Source organism: Streptomyces sp. YKOK-I1 (assembly GCF_054660435.1).
In genome coordinates this window covers 6,661,562-6,683,810 of the sequence record NZ_BAAGDR010000001.1, presented here as the reverse complement: position 1 = coordinate 6,683,810, position 22,249 = coordinate 6,661,562, and the positions used below count along the sequence as shown (strand labels likewise).

The 22,249-nt window shown below is 70.1% G+C and carries 16 protein-coding genes; 7 read left to right on the top strand and 9 right to left on the bottom strand.

Annotated features, from left to right (window positions below; translation table 11 throughout):
• Positions 1-3 precede the first annotated feature (3 nt).
• The 4 genes from ACYQ8Q_RS29885 to ACYQ8Q_RS29870 all read right to left on the bottom strand — a co-directional run bounded on the left by ACYQ8Q_RS29885 (position 4) and on the right by ACYQ8Q_RS29870 (position 7,424).
• Positions 4-1,632 carry a peptide ABC transporter substrate-binding protein gene (locus ACYQ8Q_RS29885; RefSeq protein WP_460069113.1) on the bottom strand — a complete coding sequence of 543 codons (1,629 nt, stop codon included), beginning with the start codon at positions 1,630-1,632 and terminating at the stop codon, positions 4-6.
• A 608-nt stretch (positions 1,633-2,240) separates the two neighbouring features.
• Positions 2,241-4,148 (bottom strand): translational GTPase TypA, encoded by a 1,908-nt coding sequence (gene typA / locus ACYQ8Q_RS29880; RefSeq protein WP_460069111.1) that lies wholly within the window; start codon positions 4,146-4,148, stop codon positions 2,241-2,243.
• 156 nt (positions 4,149-4,304) lie between these two features.
• On the bottom strand, positions 4,305-4,991 hold the full coding sequence (locus ACYQ8Q_RS29875; RefSeq protein ID WP_460069109.1) for a hypothetical protein: 687 nt from the start codon (positions 4,989-4,991) through the stop codon (positions 4,305-4,307).
• Between the two features lie 147 nt (positions 4,992-5,138).
• Entirely contained in the window at positions 5,139-7,424 is a 2,286-nt protein-coding gene (locus tag ACYQ8Q_RS29870) for an ABC transporter family substrate-binding protein (RefSeq protein WP_460069107.1), read from the bottom strand.
• A 296-nt stretch (positions 7,425-7,720) separates the two neighbouring features.
• Between ACYQ8Q_RS29870 and ACYQ8Q_RS29865 the strand changes: the two genes are divergently transcribed.
• The 4 genes from ACYQ8Q_RS29865 to ACYQ8Q_RS29850 are packed head-to-tail and all read left to right on the top strand — an operon-like array spanning position 7,721 to position 11,562.
• Positions 7,721-8,020, top strand: coding sequence for a hypothetical protein (locus ACYQ8Q_RS29865; RefSeq protein ID WP_460069105.1), 300 nt, complete (start codon positions 7,721-7,723; stop codon positions 8,018-8,020).
• A gap of 49 nt (positions 8,021-8,069) precedes the next feature.
• Complete coding sequence (locus tag ACYQ8Q_RS29860) at positions 8,070-8,903, top strand: hypothetical protein (protein ID WP_460069103.1); 834 nt, start codon at positions 8,070-8,072, stop codon at positions 8,901-8,903.
• 17 nt (positions 8,904-8,920) lie between these two features.
• Positions 8,921-10,801, top strand: a complete 1,881-nt coding sequence (locus ACYQ8Q_RS29855; RefSeq protein ID WP_460069101.1) for a fumarate reductase/succinate dehydrogenase flavoprotein subunit — start codon at positions 8,921-8,923, stop codon at positions 10,799-10,801.
• Positions 10,798-11,562 carry a succinate dehydrogenase/fumarate reductase iron-sulfur subunit gene (locus ACYQ8Q_RS29850; protein WP_460069100.1) on the top strand — a complete coding sequence of 255 codons (765 nt, stop codon included), beginning with the start codon at positions 10,798-10,800 and terminating at the stop codon, positions 11,560-11,562. The genes ACYQ8Q_RS29855 and ACYQ8Q_RS29850 overlap by 4 nt, the downstream gene beginning before the upstream one ends.
• On the opposite strand, the gene ACYQ8Q_RS29845 is transcribed toward ACYQ8Q_RS29850, so the two are convergent.
• Positions 11,563-11,892 carry a hypothetical protein gene (locus ACYQ8Q_RS29845; protein ID WP_460069098.1) on the bottom strand — a complete coding sequence of 110 codons (330 nt, stop codon included), beginning with the start codon at positions 11,890-11,892 and terminating at the stop codon, positions 11,563-11,565.
• A 449-nt stretch (positions 11,893-12,341) separates the two neighbouring features.
• On the opposite strand from ACYQ8Q_RS29845, the gene ACYQ8Q_RS29840 reads away from it, so the two are divergent.
• From ACYQ8Q_RS29840 to ACYQ8Q_RS29830, 3 genes are all read left to right on the top strand, one after another.
• Positions 12,342-13,886, top strand: coding sequence for a MoxR family ATPase (locus ACYQ8Q_RS29840; RefSeq protein WP_460069096.1), 1,545 nt, complete (start codon positions 12,342-12,344; stop codon positions 13,884-13,886).
• A 128-nt stretch (positions 13,887-14,014) separates the two neighbouring features.
• Positions 14,015-16,852, top strand: coding sequence for a hypothetical protein (locus tag ACYQ8Q_RS29835; RefSeq protein WP_460069094.1), 2,838 nt, complete (start codon positions 14,015-14,017; stop codon positions 16,850-16,852).
• Positions 16,849-17,712, top strand: coding sequence for an immunity 49 family protein (locus ACYQ8Q_RS29830; protein ID WP_460069093.1), 864 nt, complete (start codon positions 16,849-16,851; stop codon positions 17,710-17,712). The genes ACYQ8Q_RS29835 and ACYQ8Q_RS29830 overlap by 4 nt, the downstream gene beginning before the upstream one ends.
• A 116-nt stretch (positions 17,713-17,828) precedes the next feature.
• Here ACYQ8Q_RS29830 and ACYQ8Q_RS29825 read toward each other — a convergent pair whose 3' ends face one another.
• The 4 genes from ACYQ8Q_RS29825 to ACYQ8Q_RS29810 all read right to left on the bottom strand — a co-directional run bounded on the left by ACYQ8Q_RS29825 (position 17,829) and on the right by ACYQ8Q_RS29810 (position 21,953).
• Complete coding sequence (locus tag ACYQ8Q_RS29825) at positions 17,829-20,492, bottom strand: SpoIIE family protein phosphatase (protein ID WP_460069090.1); 2,664 nt, start codon at positions 20,490-20,492, stop codon at positions 17,829-17,831.
• Between the two features lie 267 nt (positions 20,493-20,759).
• A complete protein-coding gene (locus tag ACYQ8Q_RS29820) occupies positions 20,760-21,167 on the bottom strand; it encodes an ATP-binding protein (RefSeq protein ID WP_460073543.1) in 408 nt (135 codons plus the stop codon).
• A 141-nt stretch (positions 21,168-21,308) separates the two neighbouring features.
• Positions 21,309-21,719 carry a (deoxy)nucleoside triphosphate pyrophosphohydrolase gene (locus ACYQ8Q_RS29815; RefSeq protein ID WP_460069087.1) on the bottom strand — a complete coding sequence of 137 codons (411 nt, stop codon included), beginning with the start codon at positions 21,717-21,719 and terminating at the stop codon, positions 21,309-21,311.
• Positions 21,720-21,749: 30 nt separating this feature from the next.
• Positions 21,750-21,953, bottom strand: a complete 204-nt coding sequence (locus ACYQ8Q_RS29810) for an SPOR domain-containing protein (RefSeq protein ID WP_059202651.1) — start codon at positions 21,951-21,953, stop codon at positions 21,750-21,752.
• Positions 21,954-22,249: the final 296 nt, after the last annotated feature.

Below are 22,249 nucleotides of genomic sequence, written 5' to 3'. Positions count from 1 at the left end.
CGGTTACTTCTTCTTGACCTGGACGCCGGTCAGGATCGGGTCGCCGTCCTGGCCGAACTTGACACCCGAGACCTTCTCCGAGTAGCCCGCGTTGACCTTGTAGTACCAGAGCGGAATGCTCGGCATGTAGTTGACGAGCTGCTTCTCGACCTCCTGGTACTTCTTCACCGAGTCGTCCAGCGTGGTGGCGCTGTCGGCGGCGGCGATGTCCGCGTCGATCGTCTTGTTGGAGAAGCCGCTCTGGTTGCCGGACGACTTGGTTCCGTACAGGTCACGGAGGAAGTTGGCGTTCACCGGGTAGTCCAGCACCCAGCCCGAGCGGTACAGGGACTTGACCTCCTTCGCGTCACGCGCGTCGAGGTCGGCCTGGAAGTCGGCCTTCGGGTCGGTGGCGCACTTCACACCGGTGGCGTTGGTGATGGAGTTGCAGACCGCCTCCACCCACTCCTTGTGACCGCCGTCGGTGTTGTACTGGATGGTGATCGCGTTGCCGGGAACGCCACCACCCTCCTTGATGAGGGCCTTGGCCTTGGTCGGGTCGTACTTGGTGACGTCACCCGCGACGTCGGGCTGGTAGCCGAGGACGCCCTTGGCGACCCAGCCGGTGGCCGGCTCACGGGTGCCCTGGAGCACGGTCTTGGTGATGGTGTCGCGGTCGATCGCCATCGACAGGCCCTGAAGGACCTTCGGGTCGATGTCCTTCCACTGATCGGTGTAGAAGGCGGGGGTGATCATCTGGATGGCGGAGTACGCCTGGTCGATCGCGCGGTCGCCGAGGTCCTGCTTGTAGACCGGCAGGTCCTTGGGGGCGATCTGGGTGGTGACGTCGAGGTTTCCGGACTTCAGGTCCTCGTACGCGGTCTCCGGGGTGGAGTAGTTCTTGAAGACCACGCCGCCGTTCTTGGCCGCGTTCGAGCCCTTGTAGCCGGCGTACTTCTTGACCGTGATGGCCTTCTTGTGGTCCCAGCTGACGAACTCGTAGGGGCCGTTGCCGACCGGCTTCTCACCGGCGGCCTTCGGGTCCTTGAAGAAGGAGTCGGGCAGCGGCGAGAAGGCCTGGTAGCCGAGCTTGTACTCGTAGTACGGGATCGCCGTGGTCAGCGCGATGGTGAAGGTGTTGTCGTCGACGACCTTCAGACCGGAGAGCTCGGTGGCCGTGGCCTTGCCCTTCTCCGGAGCGACCTTGTCGTAGCCCGCGATGTCGGAGAACCAGAAGCTGTTGGTCTGCTTGTTGTCCGGGTTGGCGGCCCAGTTCCAGGCCTTGACATAGGACTCGGCGGTCACCGGGGTGCCGTCGTGGAACTTCCAGCCCGCCTTCAGCTTGACCGTCCAGGTCTTGCTGTCCGTGGTCTTGATCGACTCCGCGTTCATGTAGACGATCTTGCCGCTCTCGTCGTAGTCGACGAGACCGGTGAACAGCGAGTTGATCACGATGCTGCCGTAGGACTCCATCGTGTTGGCCGGCTGCAGCGGGTTCTGCGGCTCACCGGACTCGACCGTGAACGTGCCGTTCGGGTCGATGGCGGCCTTGCTGTCGCCCTTGCTGTCGCTGTCACCACCACCACAGGCGGTCGCTCCCAGTGCCACAACCGCGGCTATCGCGACCCACTTGGCACTCCTCGCACCGCGCATGGGTTCCTCCTCAAGAATCCATTGGTTCACTGCACAGGGCAGCACACGACACAACACCGTTGCCGGCGCCTGAAAATGGTCGGTGCCCCCAGCGCTCGCGAGCCTGCGCCGCCTGTCGGCGCCTGACCCGTCCTCCGAGCTCTACGCGCCTAACTATCTGCCATCAGCGAAGACCGAACCACACCGTCAAGGTCTCGGTTCGATCACACCTCACGGCTACATCTTCCAAAATCCGGACAAAGGGATAGAGGGAAGATCCCTGCGAAACGGACTTGTTACACATCTATCGACGATGAGTGTCCGCATTCCGGACGCGAGGGAGCGAAAAATCAGTTGCGGCTACCGTGGCCGCTGTGCGGGGGGTCGGCTTGGCATGTCCGCCGCGATCTGTCGTGATCAACGAGTCATGCCCGCAAGGGCGTTCACCGACACCGCACCCGCAGTGCGCACACTGCACACACATCCGAGGCTAGTACCGAACGGCCCCTTGCGGGCGGTTCCGCACCCGATCAAAGGGTTATCCCTATGTCCCCTCGGAGTAAAAACTGTGTTCAACAAGTGAGCCAGGCCCCGCGGTGCGGGGCCTGGCTCGCTCGTTACGGAGTGGGTCAGCCGTGCTTGGCGCGGCTCGCGGTGCGGGCGCGCTCGCGGGCGTCCAGGACCACCTTGCGGATACGGACGGCCTCCGGGGTCACCTCGACGCACTCGTCGTCACGGCAGAACTCCAGCGACTGCTCCAGGGAGAGCTTGCGCGGCGGCACGATGGCCTCGAACGAGTCGGCCGAGGACGACCGCATGTTCGTGAGCTTCTTCTCCTTGGTGATGTTGACGTCCATGTCGTCGGAGCGGGAGTTCTCGCCGACGATCATGCCCTCGTACACCTCGGTGCCGGGGTCCGTGAACAGCACACCGCGCTCCTGGAGGTTCGTCATCGCGAAGGCGGTGACGGAACCGGAGCGGTCGGCGACCAGCGAGCCGTTGTTACGGGTCTGCAGGGCGCCGAACCAGGGCTCGTGGCCCTCGTGGATGGAGTGCCCGATACCCGTACCGCGGGTCTGCGTGAGGAACTCGGTACGGAAGCCGATGAGACCGCGGGACGGCACCACGAACTCCATGCGGACCCAGCCCGAGCCGTGGTTGGACATGTTGTCCATCCGGCCCTTGCGGACGCCCATGAGCTGCGTCACGGCGCCCATGTGCTCCTCGGGCACGTCGATCGTCATGCGCTCGACCGGCTCGTACGTCTTGCCGTCGACCTCCTTCGTGACGACCTGCGGCTTGCCGATGGTCAGCTCGAAGCCCTCACGGCGCATCTGCTCGACCAGGATGGCGAGCGCCAGCTCACCACGGCCCTGGACCTCCCAGGCGTCCGGACGCTCGGTGTCGAGCACCCGCAGGGAGACGTTGCCGATCAGCTCGCGATCCAGGCGGTCCTTGACCTGGCGGGCGGTGACCTTGCGGTCCTTGACCGCGGCCTTGTTGTCGGCGCCCTTGCCGGTACCGCCCCGGCCGACCAGCGGCGAGGTGTTCGTACCGATGACCATCGAGATCGCCGGCTCGTCGACCGTGATCAGCGGCAGCGGGATCGGGTTCTCGGTGTCGGCGAGGGTCTCACCGATCATGATGTCCGAGATACCGGCGACGGCGCAGATGTCGCCCGGGCCGGCCATCTCGGCGGGCTTGCGGGTGAGCGCCTCGGTCATCATCAGCTCGGTGATGCGCACGTTCGCCATCGTGCCGTCGCGCTTGATCCAGGTGACGGTCTGGCCCTTGCGCAGCTCGCCCTGCTCGACGCGGAGCAGCGCGATACGGCCGAGGAAGTTGTCGGCGTCCAGGTTGGTGACGTGCGCCTGGAGCGGGGCCGCCTCGTCGTACTCCGGGGCCGGGACGTGGGAGAGGATCGTGGAGAAGAACGGCTCCAGGCTGTCGCTGTCGGCCGGGACGGTGCCGTCCTCCGGCTTGGTCAGCGAGGCCACGCCGTCCCGCGCGCACGCGTAGACGATCGGGAACTCGATCTGGTCCTCGTCGGCGTCCAGGTCGAGGAAGAGGTCGTAGGTCTCGTTGACGACCTCGTCGATGCGCGAGTCCGGGCGGTCCGTCTTGTTGATGCACAGGATGACGGGCAGGCGCTGCTGGAGCGCCTTGCGGAGCACGAACCGGGTCTGCGGCAGCGGGCCCTCGGAGGCGTCCACGAGCAGCACCACCGCGTCCACCATCGACAGACCGCGCTCGACCTCGCCACCGAAGTCGGCGTGGCCCGGGGTGTCGATGATGTTGATGGTGATGACGTCGCCGCCATCCTTCGGGTGGTACTTCACGGCCGTGTTCTTGGCCAGGATCGTGATGCCCTTCTCACGCTCCAGGTCGTTCGAGTCCATCATTCGGTCGTCGAGCGACTCGGCCGCATGCGCCGCGAAGGCACCGGCCTGCTTCAGCATGGCGTCGACGAGGGTCGTCTTGCCGTGGTCGACGTGGGCGACGATGGCGACGTTGCGGATGTCGTGGCGCGTGGCCATAAAGCGGCGTTCTCCCGGAGTGTGAGGAAGGCCCGTCGTGTACGTCTGTGTGACGCGGGCCCTGCCGGGCTTGACATGCCACGGCCTCACCCCATGGTACGGGGCCCGGAGGGGGTCGGCCTCCGCAGGACCGTGGGACCGGGTGACCGGTGCGGTTCAGGCGCGCTTCAGCGCGGCCGAACCGGGGGTGCAGACGAGCACGGCGGCGGACCGGGCGAGGGCCGTGTCACCTGCGGGTCCGTCGATGGAGTGGTCGCAGTCGATGATCCCGTTCCCGTCGACCTTCCAGCCCACCGCGTGCCCGAGGACGTCCTCGCCGTCCGCACAGGAGTAGTGGAAGTCACCCGCCACCTCGACCACATAGGCGTACTGGACGATCCGTCCGGCGCCGTCGGTCGACTCCAGCATCCCCGGATTGAGCGCGGGAGCCTTCGCGGTCACGTCCGTGAAGGAGTACGTCATGCCGTCGTCCTCCGCCAGGGTCGCCACGTCGGAGTCGATGACGCCGGTCTTCTTGCCGAGCGAGTACAGCACCTCGGCCGAGGACAGGGCCGGGCCCGCGGCCTCGACCGACTGGTGCGGGGTGTACACCCGGGTCAGCCGGTACGTCAGCCTGCCGCCGCCCTTGCCGAGCTTCTCCGGCCGGGTGATCCCGGTCAGCCGTTTCGTCTGCCCGACGTTCGTCCAGGTGTACGTCCCCTTCGCGCACGCCTTCTCGACGGCGGCCGGGCTCACCGTGGCCGCCGGGGCGCCGGTCTCCTTGCCTGCAACGGCACCTTCGGTGCAGGCCGTCAGGCCGGCCGCCAGGGCCAGCGCGGCCGTCCCCGCGGCCCAGTGCCTCACTGCGATTCCCCACATCTACGGCTCCCCCCGTCGCGTGTCCGCCACCTCATGGTGCGGAGGCGGCGGCCACCTGGGCAAGCTCCGTGGAGATCATCTGATCATGCTGTGACCAGCTTGTTTCAGTCGGTCTTGTTCCGGCGCCCTGGTTCAGTCGCTCGCCGACGGGCTCGGCGGCGCCTGGGCGCCCTTCTTCAGGAAGCCCATGTCCTCGTAGACCGGCGTCTGGAAACCGAAGGCGCCCGCGTTGACGACGTTCTTGCGGGCGGCGGTGAGCTGGGGGCGCTGGTAGAGGGGGATCGAGGCGGCCGCCGCCCAGATGCGGGAGTCGGCCTTGCGGATCAGGGAACGCTCCTCGTCCGCGTCCAGGGTGGTGCTCGCCCGGTCGAAGAGCTGGTCGACCTGGTCGGTGCCGACGCGGGTGTAGTTCTGCTCGACGCTCAGCGAGCCGTCGGCGGCCGGGACGGGCTTGGCGTAGATCGGGCGGGCGTCGGTGGCCGGGAACGCGGTCGCCGGCCAGGAGTAGAGCGCGAGGTCGTACTCGCCGGAGGCGATGTGGTCCTTGAAGTAGCTCTCGTCCGAGACCTTGAGGGTCTCCGTGCGGATGCCGACCTTGCCCAGCATCTTCGTGATCCTCGCGGCGACCGTGCGCAGCGGCTCCGAGCCCGGCCCGGACGGCACCACGAACCGCAGCGACAGTGCCTTGCCGTCCTTGGCCAGCGCCCCGGCGGCGGCCCCGGCCGGGGCCCGGGTGCCCTTGGGCGCGTAGGCGCCGGGGGCCCCGCCCTGCCGCTGCTGCTTGTACTGGGTGCCCTCCTGTGCGAGCTGCCGGTCGTCCGCGTCGTGGCCCTTGTCGTCCTCGCCGACGATGTACGCCCCCTCGGAGCCGCCCTGCGACTTCTCGTCGTCGGCCCCCTCGTCCTCGGAGCCCTCCTCGGACTTCGCGCCTTTGTCGCCCTTCTCGCCCTTCTCGCCCTTCTCCTTCTTCTCGCCCTTCTCGTTCTTCTCGTTCTTGTCGCCCTTCTCGCCCTTCTCGCCCTTCGCCCCCGCCGCCTTCTCGCCCTTCTTCTCCTCCTTGACCGGCCCCCCGGCCACCCATCCGGCGTCCGTGAGCAGCGCCTGCGCCTCCGCCGTGTCCTGGCCGCCGAGCGCCCCGCTGTTGTCGGCGTACGCCTCCTGTCCGGAGAGGGCGAGATGGCTGCCGACGGGCACCGCGGGCAGCCCCAGCGGCTTGAGCACCAGCTCGGCCAGGACCTTGCGGTCCAGCGCCCGGGCCACGGCCCGCCGTACCCGTTCGTCGGCGAGCGGCCCGCCCGCGCCGTTGAGCGCCAGCTGGGTGTAGGCCGGCTCCAGGGAGCGCCGTACCTCGAAGTCCTTCAGCGCCTTCTGCTGGCGCTCCCACTTCGCGATCGCCTTGCGCAGCTTCGTGCGGGCCTGTGTCTCGTGCTCCGCCGTCTCTTCGTCTGAGCCGTGCGCGAGCGCCCAGGAGCGCAGGGTCTTCGCGGCGGTGCGCCCGGCGCCGGGTCCGGCGAGCGGTCCGGCCGCCGATCCCTTCGCCGCGCCCTCGATGCGCTGCGCGTCGGCGGCGTCGATCTCGGCCAGCTCGATCTTCCCGGCGGCCAGGGCGGCGGCCCGCTCCGTACGGGGCACGGCCATGAGCTGGATCTCGGAGAGCTTGGCCGGCTCCCCCCACCAGCGAGGGTTGCGGGTGAGCCGGATCTGGGCCTTCTTGCGGTCGACCTTCTTCACCAGGAACGGACCGGCCGTCACCTTCAGCGTGCGCCGCGCCCCGTCGTTGAACGAGGTGGGCGTGCCCATGACGTCCTTCGGGTACAGCGGCGAGAACAGCGACTGCCAGTCGGAGTAGGGGCGGGCGAAGGTGACCCGGACCTCCAGGTCGTCGTCGCCGCGCTCGATCTTCTCGATGCGGTCGTATCCGGCGTTGCGCGCGGTCCAGTACGCGCCGTCCTTGCCGGACAGGGCGCGCCACTGGGCGGCGAAGTCGGCGGCGCCGATCTCCCGGCCGTCGCTCCACACCGCCTGCTGGTTCAGCTTGTACAGCACGACCTGCTTGGGCTCGGTGTCGACGACCTTCGCGGACTCCAGGTAGTCGGGGTTGCGCCGGGCCCGCCCGTTCGTGTCGATCCGGTACATCGACGGCAGGACGGCCTGGGCCACCCGGGTCGTCGTGGCGTCGGCGTCCGACTGGAAGGTGTTGAAGGTCTCCGGGACCGCGTCCACCGCCCAGTGCAGCGTGCCGCCGTCGGCGACCAGGGCCCGGGCGGCCGGGGCGACGTCCTGGTGGGCCAGCGGCTTGCCGGCCTCGTCGCTGTCGCCGCAGCCGGCCAGCAGCGGCACCGCGAGCACGCCCGCCGCGAGGAAGGCGACCGAGCGCATGACCGCGCGCAGTCCGACGCCGTCGTAGGGCTTCGACATCTCTGGTTACCTCCGGGGAGCCACTTCCAGTGCGTTCTGATCACATTTGGCGGTATTTTGGAGTTGATCAGATCTACGGTCTGGTCTACGGCTCACTGAAGAGGAAAGGGTTCGCCTGCCGGGGGCGACACGGCGGCGGGGGCTCGCAGCCCCACCCGTGCGGAGCAATGCACGCCCTCCGCATCCGCCAATCGCTGCACACGCCTTCACATCGACAGGTGTGACGCGCAACACTCGCAGGCGCACATGAACGTTGCCGTCCAGGGCACAGCCGCCCACGGAAGCGAGGTCACGTCATGTCCGTGCACGACGACCTGACTACGGTCCAGCGCTGCCTCGACGACCTCTCACGGTCCGTCGGCCGCCTGGAGCAGCAGCTCGGCAGCGGCGGCCTGGAGATGCGCCGCGTCCGCACCGACGCCGACCACCTCCGGGAGAGCGTCGCGCTGCTGCGCGAGACCGCCACGGGCCCGACGGCCCCGCCGGTCCCGCAGAAGCAGCAGCTCCTCACCATCCCGGACACCCCCTACGACGACTCCCTGTGGATCGACACGGACGACGAGGGACTCGGCGCCCGGGACCGGCACGCCCCCTAGGGCCCTTCCGGCCCTGACCCTCTGACCCGATACCGACCGGAGTCCTGCGTTGGCCACTGGTACGGAACCTCCCTCCACGGAACCCCATCCCCCGGGCGGCGTACGCGGCGCCGGACGCGCCGCGATCGCCGCCCCCCATCTGCGGACCGACCGCTGGTGGCTGGCGCCCGCCGCCACCGCCGCCGGTCTGCTGGCGTTCATCGCCTACTCGACCTGGCGTGCCTTCGCGAACGCCGACTACTACGCGGCGCCGTACGTCTCGCCGTTCTACTCCCCCTGTCTGGCGGAGAACTGCCGGCCCATGCACGCCGGCCCCAACGCGGAGATCTTCGGCGGCTGGTGGGGCATCTCGCCCGCGATCATCATCCTGATCTTCCCGCTGGGCTTCCGCCTGACCTGCTACTACTACCGCAAGGCCTACTACCGGGGCTTCTGGGCCTCGCCCCCGGCCTGCGCGGTGGCCGAGCCGCACACGAGGTACACCGGTGAGACCCGCTTCCCGCTGATCCTGCAGAACATCCACCGGTACTTCTTCTACGCCGCGATCGTCGTCGCCGGGATCCTGACCTACGACACCGTGCTCTCCTTCCGCGACGAGCACCACCGCTGGGGCCACATGGGCCTCGGCACCCTGGTCTTCCTGGTCAACATCACGCTGATCTGGGCGTACACGATCTCCTGCCACTCCTGCCGGCACATCGTGGGCGGCAAGCTCAAGCACTTCTCCCGGCATCCCGTGCGCTACAAGGCGTGGCAGTTCGTCGGCAGGCTCAACGCCCGGCACATGCAGCTCGCCTGGGCGTCGCTGGTGAGCGTGGCGCTCGCCGACTTCTACGTGTACCTGGTCGCGTCCGGTGTCTTCGACGATCCGAGGTTCTTCTAGATGAGTGGGGCGTTCTGATGTCCGTGGTCGAGCGGCAGGAGTGGGACGTCGTGGTCGTGGGCGCGGGCGGCGCGGGACTGCGCGCCGCCGTCGAGGCCCGTGAGCGCGGCGCCCGTACGGCCGTGATCTGCAAGTCCCTGTTCGGCAAGGCGCACACCGTGATGGCCGAGGGCGGTATCGCGGCGGCGATGGCCAACGCCAACGAGCACGACAACTGGCAGGTCCACTTCCGCGACACCATGCGCGGCGGCAAGTTCCTCAACCAGTGGCGGATGGCGGAGCTGCACGCGCAGGAGGCCCCGGACCGGGTGTGGGAGCTGGAGACCTGGGGCGCCCTCTTCGACCGGACGAAGGACGGGCGGATCTCCCAGCGCAACTTCGGCGGCCATGAGTACCCGCGCCTCGCGCACGTCGGCGACCGCACCGGCCTGGAGCTGATCCGCACCCTCCAGCAGAAGATCGTCGCGCTCCAGCAGGAGGACTTCCGCGAGACCGGCGACTACGAGTCCCGGCTGAAGGTCTTCCAGGAGTGCACGGTGACCCGGGTCCTCAAAGACGGCTCGCGGGTCAGCGGGGTCTTCGCCTACGAACGGGAGACCGGCCGTTTCTTCGTCCTTCAGGCCCCGGCCGTGGTGATCGCCACCGGCGGCATCGGCAAGTCGTTCAAGGTGACGTCGAACTCGTGGGAGTACACCGGCGACGGCCACGCGCTGGCGCTGCTCGCGGGCGCGCCCCTGCTGAACATGGAGTTCGTGCAGTTCCATCCGACCGGGATGGTCTGGCCGCCGTCGGTGAAGGGCATCCTGGTCACGGAGTCCGTCCGCGGCGACGGCGGGGTGCTGCGCAACTCCGAGGGCAAGCGGTTCATGTTCGACTACGTCCCGGACGTCTTCAAGGAGAAGTACGCCGAGTCGGAGGAGGAGGGCGACCGCTGGTACGAGGACCCGGACCACAACCGGCGCCCGCCGGAACTCCTCCCCCGCGACGAGGTGGCCCGCGCCATCAACGCCGAGGTGAAGGCGGGCCGGGGCTCCCCGCACGGCGGTGTCTTCCTCGACGTGTCCACCCGGATGCCCGCCGAGACGATCAAGCGCCGGCTGCCGTCGATGTACCACCAGTTCAAGGAGCTGGCCGACGTCGACATCACGGCGGAGGCCATGGAGGTCGGGCCGACCTGCCACTACGTCATGGGCGGCATCGCGGTCGAGTCCGACACGGCCGCCGCCCGCGGCGTACCGGGGCTGTTCGCGGCCGGTGAGGTGGCCGGCGGGATGCACGGCTCCAACCGGCTCGGCGGGAACTCCCTGTCCGACCTGCTGGTCTTCGGCCGCCGGGCCGGGCTGCACGCGGCACAGTACGCGGCGGGGGCGGACGTACGGCCTCCCGTGCACGACGCGGATCTGGCGGCGGCCGAGGAGGAGGCCCTGCGGCCGTTCTCGGGCGATCCCGCGGTGAACCCGTACACCCTGCACCACGAACTCCAGCAGGCCATGAACGACCTGGTGGGCATCATCCGCCGACAGGGCGAGATGGAACAGGCCCTGGAACGGCTCGCGGAGCTGCGGGTACGGGCGGCGCGCGCCGGGGTCGAGGGTCACCGCCAGTTCAACCCGGGCTGGCATCTCGCCCTGGACCTGCGGAACATGCTGCTGGTCAGCGAGTGCGTGGCCCGCGCCGCCCTGGAGCGCACCGAGTCGCGGGGCGGCCACACCCGCGAGGACCACCCGACGATGGAACGGACCTGGCGCAACGTCAACCTGCTGTGCCGGCTCACCGACGACGCCGACGGCGTCGATCTCGCCCGGGAGACCACCGATCCCATCCGCCCGGACCTGCTCGCCCTGTTCGAGAAGGAGGAGCTGGTCAAGTACCTCGCCGAAGAGGAGCTGTACGAGTGAGCAGCTACGAGGCCCGCTTCAAGGTGTGGCGGGGTGACGAGGGCGGCGGAGGTCTGGAGGACTTCGCGGTCGAGGTCAACGACGGCGAGGTGGTGCTGGACATCATCCACCGCCTCCAGGCCACCCAGGCCCCCGATCTGGCCGTCCGCTGGAACTGCAAGGCGGGCAAGTGCGGTTCGTGCTCCGCGGAGATCAACGGGCGGCCCCGGCTGATGTGCATGACCCGGATGTCGGTGTTCGACCGCGCCGAGACGATCACCGTGACCCCGCTGCGCGCCTTCCCGGTGGTCCGCGACCTGGTGACCGACGTCGGCTTCAACTACCGGAAGGCGCGCGAGGTCCCGGCGTTCGTGCCGCCCGAGGGCGTCGGGCCGGGCGAGTACCGGATGTTCCAGGAGGACGTGGACCGCTCGCAGGAGTTCCGCAAGTGCATCGAGTGCTTCCTGTGCCAGGACACCTGCCATGTGGTGCGCGACCACGAGGAGAACAAGACGGCGTTCGCCGGCCCGCGCTTCCTGATGCGGGTGGCCGAGCTGGACATGCATCCGCTGGACGCGGCGGAGGAGAGCGGCCTGGACCGCAAGAAGACGGCCCAGGACGAACACGGCCTCGGCTACTGCAACATCACCAAGTGCTGCACGGAGGTCTGCCCCGAGGGCATCAAGATCACTGACAACGCGCTGATCCCGCTGAAGGAACGGGCGGTCGACCGCAAGTACGACCCGCTGGTGTGGCTGGGGTCGAAGATCCGGCGGCGGTGATCAGGAGAGGGTCGTCTTCCCGGGCAGCCGGGGCAGGGGCCTGGCGCGCCGGGCGTAGGACTGGAGCGCCAGGCCCGCCAGGTTCAGCCCCATGCCGATGAGCGGAAGGTCGCGGTGCAGGTGGGGCGTGCTGTTCAACGGGCCGAGGAACAGGAAGGCCGTCAGGCCGAAGGCGCTGAGCAGCACGCCGGCCCCCCACAGCCTCGACCGCTCCTCGACGCCGGTGAACCTCGGCGTCCGGCCCGTGACGACGGCCACCAGCCCCATCACCGCCATGCCCGCCACGCAGACCACGCCGATACCCACCAATGTCGCGAACATGACGGTCATGATCCCAGGATCGGAGGCACGCGCAAGAGATACGCCGGTGCGGTCGCCCCCGGCTCACCGGGCCCGGCCCGGCCCGCGGGCGCTCACCGGCCCGTGGAAGAGCAGCCCGATCAGCAGGTCACCCGGGATCTGGCTGTGACTCCGGGTCCGGCCTGGGCTCCGCCTGCCGCTCCGGCTGCGGCTTCCGCTGTGGCTCCGGCTTCGGCTCGGGGCCGGGGCCGGGGCGCGCGGCACCGGGTGGTGTCGCCCCCGGTGGTCGCTCGCGCTCATCCTCTCCCTGGGGTGCCTCGATCCCCATCCCCGTTCCCCCTTCCGTGGCCCCCCGCCCCACCGGCCCCGCCTCGGGTGTATCCCGCTCGCGTCGCCGCATTCACGGCCATACGCTCCGAAATGTGACGTCATCCATGCATCGAGGCAGGCGGCGGGCCAGATCGCACATACCCGTGCGGGTGGCGCACACCGTGCTGGGCGGCGCGGCCGGGGTCGTCTGGCTGGTGTTGCCGGGGATGACGCCGGGAGACGACCCGCCGGCTGCGATCAAGGAGCCGCGAGCGGTCGTGAGCGCCGTGGCCGTGGCACGCGACTCCCCGCGATCGCAGACGGCCGAGGACGACGGGACGTCCACCACCGACCTCGTCCTCCCCCTGGTGGCGGTGGGCGCGGTGGGCGCGGTCGCGGCGTACGGCTACATACGCCGGGTGCGGCGCACGCGTGAGCGGACGACCCCCGGCGGGGTGAGCGGGCCCCCCACCACGGGCGCCGCACCGCCGTCCCTCGCCGAGCCGGACGCGCAGGCGTGCACGGCACTGGTCCACGCCGACGACCGGCTCCGCGTGGCCCGCGCCGAGCTCGGCTTCGCGCGGGGACTCCTCGGTACGGCGGCCGTCGCCCCGTTCGCACGGGCGCTGAGCGAGGCCGCGGGCGAACTGGCCGCCGCCTTCCGGATGCGGCAGCGCTACGACGAAGGCGTACCGGACGAGGAGGCGCCCCGACGGCACGCGCTCGCCGGGATGATCGGCCGCTGCGAGGAGGCCGGCCGCCGACTGGACGCCGTGGCGGGGGACTTCACCCGCCTGAGAGACCCGGACCAGGCCCTCCCCTACGCGGAGGCCCGCTTCCGTGACCTGACCGGACACACCGCCGCGGCCCAGACCCTCCTCGCCGCCCTCACGGAGCGGTACGCCCCCACCGCGACCTCCGCCGTCACCGGAGCCGTCGAACAGGCCAAGGACCGGCTGCTGTTCGCGACCTCCCGGCTCAACCTGGCCCGCCAGGAACTCTTCTCGGGCCGCACGGAGGCGGCGACCCGCCAACTGCACTCCGCCGAGGCCGCGGTGGCCCAGGCGGCCGTCTTCGTCGAGGGCGTCGACCGCACGGCCGCCGAGCTGCGGGACGCCGAGGAGACCGTACCGGCGGCGCTCACCGGCGCGGAGGCCGAGCTGTCGACGGTACGGCGGCACACCCTCCGCGAGGACGAGCCGCACCCCCGCCTCCTCAACGCCGACGCCGTCCTGGCCTCCGTACGCCAGGAGGTGACGTCGAACCGGCCGTACGACCCGCTGGGCGCCCTGCGCCGGATCGTACGGGCGACCGCGCCGCTCGCCGCGGGGCGGGCCGGGGTGCTTCCGGCCGCCGCGCTCTCCGTCGCCCGCGCCTCGACCGCCGCCGCGGACGACTTCGTCACCACGCACCGGGGTGCGGTGGGCGCCACCGCCCGCACCCGGCTGGCGGAGGCGAGGCGCCTGCTGGCCGAGGGCACACCGGAGGACATCGAGCGCGCCGACGAACTGGCCCTGGAGGCAAGGGACCTGGCCGAGCGGGATGTACGCCTGCACGGCAATCCGGCGTCCGCGGCACCGGCCGGACAGCCGGAGACGGACGGCTCCGCCGGGGCGGTCCTGGGCGGGATCCTCCCGGGGGAGGCGGCGGCCGAGGAGAACGGGGATATTTCCGCGCGGGGTTTCGGAACGGGGCCCGAGGGCCCAAGAACGTGAAAATCGGCGGCAGTTGTGGCGAACTGGTGACGGTCCCGAGGCTGTGTCAGCCCTCCTTTGTATGATGATCTGATTCTTGTCGCGAGTTCATCGGCGGGACGAGTCGGACACACGGGGGTGTGAGAGGCGTGATCAAGCCGGAGGAAATTCCGCAGTTCACCGGCAATCTGTTCCAACTGGAGCTGGATCATGCCGCGTTGAAGAAGGACGCGGGGAACGTCCGGACCACGGGCAGTGATGTGGACGCCCAGTTCCAGGGCCTGTCGGCGTTCTACCACGCACCCGAGGCGGAACAGCTCTTCGCGACGACGAAGCCGGTGAAGACCAGAGCCGACGACTTCGCGACGGACCTGGAGACGGTCTCCTCCGCCCTGTCCTCCTACGCCACCGAGATCCGCCCCCTCGTCTCGAAGCTGCTGGAGCTGAAGACGAAGGCGTCGACGTTCGTCGCGTCGGTCAAGGACGACGACGAGTGGGAGTACGACGAGGACAAGGTCGACGAGCACAACGGCATCCGGGACGACATCACGGCGACGGTGGCGGCGTTCTGGGCGGCGGAGCGGACCTGCCACAACAAGATCACCGGGATCTGGGGCGGGACCCAGATGGTCGCGGGCGACGGTTCGGAGCGCAAGGACCAGTACGGCTTCAACGCGGAGGACCTCAAGAACGCGAAGCTCCCCTGGGGTGACCCGGTGGACGAGAAGCACCACTGGTACGAGGTCGGCCACTGGGTGAAGTCGTTCGTCTGGGACGGCCTGATCGTGGACGGCATCTGGGGGACCATCAAGGGCCTGGGGACGCTGGTCGGTTTCGGCGGCTGGGATGCGATGGGCCAGGCGTGGAAGGGCCTCGCGCAGCTGGCGACGGGTCTCGCGCTGGCGTCCATCCCCGGGGTGGGCACGGCCTTCTGGCTCATCCCCGACGACAAACTCCCCTCCTGGATCCGCGACTCCCGCACGGCGATGAAGGAGACGGGCAAGGCGCTGGTCGCCTGGGACGAGTGGGGCAAGAACCCCGGCCGGGCGGCCGGTGCGGTCACCTTCAACGTTCTGACCACGGTCTTCACCGGCGGCGCGGGCGGCGCCGCGGCCGGTGCCGGCAAGGCGGGCGCGGTCGCCAAGGTCCTGTCGGTCGCCGGCAAGGCGGGTCGCGTGATCGACCCGATGACGTACATCGCCAAGGGCGCGGGTGCGGGCCTGTCGAAGATCGGCGACATCTCCAAGGGGCTCAAGGGAATCGGCGACATCGAGATCCCGAAGCTGCCCGACAACGCGATCACGCTCCCCGAGGGCACGGTCCACCTCCCCGACGGCACGATCCACCTCCCCGAGGGCGCGGCGGTCCCGGACGGCGTGACCAGGCTCCCGGACGGCAACTTCAAACTGCCCGACAACACCCCCGCCCTGCCGGAGGGTTCGGTCAAGCTGCCCACGGACGCGGGCGCCCCGGCCCGCTACTACGACCCCCAGGGCAACCTCCTCGACGAGAACGGCACCGTCCTCAAGGAAGCCCAGGACGGCCCCGGCGACATCGTCGACCAACCCGACAACCCCGCCTCCGGCGCGGACACCCCCCGAGTCGACACCCCGGCCAAGGAACCCGCCCTGGTCGGCGCCGGCACCCACACCGCCGAGACGGGGGCCCAGCACATCAACCTGGGCAACAGCCTCGACACCAACCTCGGCGACGTCGGCCGCACCGCCGACAACACACCCACGCCCCACGCGGGCGACCACCTCCCGGGCGGAGGCGTCGGCGACAACATGCCGAGGAACAGCATCGACACGCCCGCCCCGGCAGGCGCCGGGGACAACGCGATCCCGGGACCGTCGACCGGCGACCACGTCCCCGGCGGCCACACCACCGAAGCCGGCCCAGGCGCAGGCCACGACCTCCCGGGCACCGGCGGCCACGACCTCCCCGGCCACACCCACGAAACGCCGCCCGGCGGCGGCCTGGGCGGCTTGGGCGACGACGCCCTCGACCACGCGGACGGTCTGGGGGACGACGCAACCGCGCCGGGCCACCCGTCGGCCCCCGAGCGCCCCGGTTTCATGCGAGACGGTGACAATCCCTACGGCCCCGAGGGATCACTCACCCCGGAGCAGGTCAACGAGATCCAGGTCTACCGCGCCAACCACGAGCCCGGATACCTCGAGGACTTCTACAAATCCAACGGCAACCGGAAGAACCTCGAACTCATCGATGAGAGCGGCACCACCCCGCCTCAGCTCACCCGGGAGTCGCCTCAGCACCCGTGGACTTCGGCCAAGGACGCCCCGGAGCCCCTCAAGCCGCACTATCTGGGTGACTGGGTCAAGAAGGGGCCCGCCGGACTGCCTGCGGAAAAGCTCGGGAAACTGAATGAGGCCGCGGAAGCACGTCATTACGCCATCCATCACGACGAAGCCATGAAGGCATGGCGGCAAGACGCGCGAACAGCCCACGACCAGCATCCGACGTGGGAAACAGAGGCGGAAAAGGCCGAGAGTCACGCCACGTACCGGGAGTCGCATGTCGTCATGCGCGACCGGGCCGAGGAGTTCGGCGAGGCCATAGCCGAGCACCACGTCGTGCCTGAGCGTTACGCCGGCGCAGTCCGCCAGCCGCTGGACGGCCCGCTGAACGGCAATGACCAGTTCGACCAGGTCTGGCTCCGCAAGGACGGCGGCTATGTCGTGGTGGAGGCCAAGAGCAGCGTCGACACGGATCTGGGCGCCCGGAACCTCCCGAGCGGAAAGAGGGTTTCGCAAGGAACGAGAGAGTATTTCCTCGACATCATCCGCGAAATGCAGGAACGAGGAAAGACCAATCTGACCGAAGCCCGACTCGCGCGTAATCTCAAGAACGCTCTCGACGACGGCAAACTGGACTATATCGTCGTCAAGGGGGAGAAGAACGCGGGCGAGTACGCTGGATACCGCATGAGGCAGTTCGATATCTCCGACAGGAGTACTCCGTGAGCGTCACCATCCCGCGCCACAGTTCGCCCGGTCCCGACGACGAGGCCTACGCCACGTTCCTCGGCGAGAGCGTGATGGACGACGTGCAGCGACTCGAACGATCACCCGGCTCGCTCGACATGGCCCTCGGTACCGCGCTTCTGCACCTCCAGGCCCGCGCCGCCGTTGATCCGCGAGCGGCAAAGCTGGAGACGTGGGAGGCAGCCGTCACCGCGATGCAGATCCACTCTGCGCTCTTCGCGGTGACCGGTTCGGCGGAAGGAACGGTGCAGTGCCGTATCGCACACGAGGTGCGCACCCTCCCTGCCATCGGTCCGCGCTCGTACGCGGACCCGGGAAACTGGCTGACCGCCTTCTGGCTGGCAGTCATCTGCCGTGATCAGAAGCGGCTGACGGCGTTGTGCGACGTTCCCGTGGAGCGGCTTCGCGCTGCGTCCGACGGCGCGTTCGACGCGTACGTCTATCACTGGGTAGCCGCACTGCAGGCCTACTGGCTCCAGCGACCGGACCTGGTCGACGAGCTGACCGCGGCGCTTGAGAACTCGCAACCCGACATCGCGGCTCTCGCACCGCGTGACCTCCTGCAGCACATCCTGTATCCGCCGCTCAACCTCTTCTACCGCTTCCTGCGCCAGGACGCCCCTGGGTTCAACCAGGCCCTGGCGGAGGCTGTGGAACTGCACAAGGCCTATTGGACCGCGGATGAGGATCGGACCAACAGCCCCTCGGGCATGGTCGCCCTCGGTCCGCTGGCCATGGCGTGCCTCGCCCACGATGGCGGGCTTCCCCTTGATGTGGAGTCCGACTACCTGCCCAAGCATCTCCTCGAGCGGGGCTGGCTGGGCGAGTTCGAGGTCTGACACCCACCGAGGCCGGAGCAGCAGTGGCCCTTTCCGCCTCTCGCCGCGAGTACTCCCGGACCGGCGAGATCCCCTACTGAGCACCCTGCGTCGAGGCCCCGGCTCACCCCGCTCGCCTAGAACAGACTCAACAACGCCTCCGCCGGATCCGTCAGGCCCGTTTCGCCGTCCGGGAGGGGGAGTTCGAACCAGACCGTCTTGCCTCGGGGGGTGCGGCGGGAGCCCCAGGCCGCGCTGAGGAGGCCGACGAGTTGGAGGCCTCGGCCGCCCTCGTCCGTGTCGCGGGCGCGGCGGCGGCGCGGCTGGACCAGGCCCGCGTCCCAGACCTCGCAGACCAGGGTGCGGTCGAGGAGGAGGCGGAGCCGGATCTCGCCCTCGCCGTAGCGCAGGGCGTTGGTGACGAGTTCGCTGACCAGCAACTCCGTGGTGTCGACCAGGGGTTCGAGGTCCCAGGAGAGGAGCCGGGTGCGGGCGTACTCGCGCGCCCGGCCGACGCTGCGCGGCTCGCGCGGGAGGGTCCAGTCGCCGACGGAGTCCTCGGGGAGGCCCTGTACACGTGCCATCAGCAAGGCGATGTCGTCCTCGCCGTGATGGGTGTCGAGGGTGTTGAGGACGTGGTCGCAGACGTCCTCCAGGGGGCGGGTGGGGTCCGTGAGGGCGCCGACGAAGGCCTGGAGGCCCTCGTCCAGGGGGTGGTCGCGGGACTCGACGAGGCCGTCCGTGTAGAGGGCGAGCAGCGCGCCCTCGGGGAGGTCGACCTCCACCTCCTCGAAGGGTTCGCCGCCGACGCCGAGCGGCATGCCCGGCGGGACGTCGAGCATCAGCGCCGGTTCGCCGGGTTCGACCAGGACGGGCGGGAGATGGCCCGCGTTGGCGAAGGTGCAGCGGCGGGTGACGGAGTCGTAGACGGCGTACACGCAGGTGGCGAGGTACACCTCGGAGAGGTCGGCCTCGCGGGGGCGGCGGGCGGCTCGGGTGGCCTGCTGGACGCCGCCCGGGGTGCCGAGTCCGCGCGCGATCTCGTCCAGCGCGGAGAGGACCTCGGCGGGTTCGAGGTCGAGGAGCGCGAGGGTCCGTACGGCGGTGCGGAGTTCGCCCATGGCGACGGCCGCCCGCAGGCCACGGCCCATCACGTCCCCGACCACCAACGCCGTCCGGTGGCCCGGGAGTTCGATGACGTCGAACCAGTCGCCGCCGACCTCGCTGGGGCGGTCCGTGGAGGCGTTGCCGGGGAGGTAGCGGCAGGCGATGTCGAGGCCGGAGGCGACCGGGTCGCCGGGGGGCAGCAGGGACCGTTGCAGTATCAACGCCCGCTCGTGCTCACGCCGGTAGAGGCGGGCGTTGTCGATACAGACGGCGGCCCGTGCCGCGAGTTCCCAGGCCAGATCCCGGTCCCGGTCCCCGAACGGCTCGCTGCCCTTCGTACGGGAGAACTGCGCGAGTCCTACGACGGTGTCGTGGGCGACCATCGGGATGGCGAGGGTGGACTGGACGAGACCGCCGTCCTCGCCGGGGATGGCCTGGGGGCGCGCGGTGCGCAGGGCGTCCGCGCAGGGCGAGTTGAAGGGGAAGTGGTGGACCGCGCCGACCGCGACGGGCGCGCCGGTGGCCGAGTACGGGGCGTCGGAGACGGCGGAGGAGAAGGCGACCCGGCGCAGTTCGGCGCTGCCGTCGGCGAGGCCGGGCGGGGTCTCGTCGCCGGCCAGGAGACCCTGGTAGAGGTCGACGGTGGCGAGGTCGCAGAAGCCGGGCACGACGACGTCGAGGAGTTCGCGCGCGGTGGTCTCCAGGTCGAGGGAGTTCCCGATGCGGGCGCCCGCCTCGTTCAGAAGGGCGAGATTGCGCCGTGCGGCGGCGGCCTCACGGGCGGCGGCGCGGCGGGCGGTGATGTCGGTGCCGAGCCAGGCGATGCCGATGGGGCGGCCGGTGCCGCTGTGCACGCGGTACAGGTTGATGGACCAGTGCCGGCGTTCGTCGGAGCCCGGGACGAATCCGGTGACGTGCATGTCGGTGATGGAGTCGCCGGTCTCCAGGACCCGGCGCAGGGTGGCGCTGACCCGCTCGGCCTCGGGCCGGGGCAGATAGTCGTGGACGCCCTTGCCGCGGTGGTCGTCGGGGGTGCCGCCGAAGATGGAGGCGAAGCGGTGGTTGGCGCGGCGGACCCGCAGGTCGGGGTCGATCAGCAGGAAGCCGAACGGGGATTGGCCGAAAATGGCCTGCGAGGCGGCGAGGTCGGTCTCGATGCTGCGCAGGGTGAGGACGTCGACGACGATGCACACGGCGGCGTTGTCGCCGTCGAGGCTGCGGGTCGGCATGACGTACACCTCGGCGAGCCCGCGCTCGCCGCGTCCGCCGCCCGGCACGGGGTCGGGCATCCGGAAGGGGACCACTCCGGTCCACTCCCGTCCGTCGAGGATCTCGGCCATCTTGCGCTCGCCGCGCTCGCGCAGGTCCGGGTCGATGAACGCCTCGATGGGGTCCATGCCGACCGCACGGTCCGCGGAGATGCCGAAGATCTGTTCGGCGCGCAGGCTCCACTGGTCGACGAGCCCGTCGGGGCCGATCGAGAAGGACGCGACCTTGATGTAGTCGTAGATGGAGCCGGGCGGGCTGCTCTGCCACACGGCGTCCCCCAGTGCCGCCCCGCCGTCCACGAGTCCGCCGAACGCGCGTTCAGATGCCGCCGGGGACGCGTCCGAAGCGAACGCCCCTGCGGCCCTGGCCCTCGCGCCGCCCGACGGGTCCTCGGACCCCGTGGCCTTCGCTGGTATCTCGCTCACGCGAACCGTCCCCTCCAGCTCACCGCGCCCGGCACCGGTCACCGGCGGCGGCTGCCCGCAGTATCCAGCACTACGGCGCCGCACGACACGGTGTTCACGATCACAGCACGGTCCAGGCTTTTTTTGGACCGTTCCGCGACAACACATCCAGTCTTCTAACCAGCGGGCACGCGGTCGAACCACACCTTCCGGGACCGTTCGCGGACGGGCACCGGACGGGTGACGGCGGAGCGCCCGCTGTACACCCGGTCAACCCGGTCAACCCGGTCAACCCGGCACCGCGAGTTCGAACCAGACCGTCTTGCCGCTCTCTCCCGGCCGGGTTCCCCAGCGCCGGGAGGAGGAGGCCACCAGTTGCAGTCCGCGGCCGCTCTCGTCGTCGGGCCGGGCGGCGCGCTCGCGGGGCGGGTCGGGCAGCGGGTCGGAGACCTCGACCAGCAGGACGCCCTCGAGGCCGGCCGGGCGGACCAGACGGACGCCGATGGGACCGGTGGCGTGCCGCAGGGCGTTGGTCACCAGTTCGCTGACCAGCAGGGCGGTGATGTCTCCCAGGCTGTCGAGGCCCCAGCCGTGCAGCCGGCCCCGCACGACGCGGCGGGCGGTGGCCACCGCGCCGGGGTCCGCCGGGAACGTCCACTCGGCGCAGCCGTCTTCGGTGTCGACCACACCGATCACTTCCCGGGCCAGCGAGTACACCCATGTCCGGTTTCATGGGGTTAATGAGGACATACCCGGTATCCAGAGGGCGGTACCGCCCGGACACCCGGGGAAGACGGCCCCGGCACCCGGGGAAGGCGGGGCGCGGACCGGTCCGGGTCAGCGGGGCCGGGCGGCAAGCCGGGTGAGGGTCTCCCGTACGGCGGGGACGTCCTGGTCCAGCCAGGGCACGTCCCAGATCTCGTCGGGGGCGAGCCAGCGCAGCTCGTCGTGGTCCTGGAGGGGCGCGGGGGCGGCGGAGCCGGGGCGCAGCCGGGCGGTCCACACCTGGAGCACATAGGGCGCCCTGAGGGGCCATTCGCCGGGGACGCGCGCCACGGCCTCGGTGTCGACGCCCAGTTCCTCGCGCAGTTCGCGCACGAGGGCCGCCTCGGGGCGCTCGCCGGGCTCGACCTTGCCGCCGGGGAGCTCCCAGCGGCCGGCCAGCTCGGGAGGTGCGCTGCGGCGCGCGGCGAGCAGCCGGCCCGCGTCGAGGAGGGCGGCTCCGACCACCACGGTCCGTTCGGTCATGCGCCGGAGCCTACGGGACGTGGGCGTGGGTCAGTTCCGGGTGCTGTCTCCGCTCTGGGCCTGGCTCTGGCCGATGCGCTCGACCCAGTAGAGCTGCTTGTGACCCCGGTCGTCGAGGCTGTCCGCGATCTTCTGGGCCTCCGCCCGGGTGGCGTACCGGCCCACGCGGTAGCGATTGCCGTTGTCGTCCTGCCGTATGACGAGCCAGGGCAGAGAGATGGTGCCCTCGTTCATCGCGCCCCTCCGCTTCCCCGGCGCGGCACGGCCCGCGCCCCGCCCTCTAAGGAAACCGCAATCCGCATATGCCCGAGCGTACGCCTTACCTTTACACAGCGAACACGGCTTTACACAAAGAGGTACGCAACCAGCCAAGACGCAGGGGGCGCACGAGGCCGAACGCGCCGTGCGGGCGCGCTGACGCGTCCGGTCGGCGGCGGGTCGGGCATATATGGGACGACCTGCGAGAACGGCCGGAAACGACCGGATCCCGACGGCGTGCGGGCGCGCTCCGTGCGGGCGTTTTCCGGGGG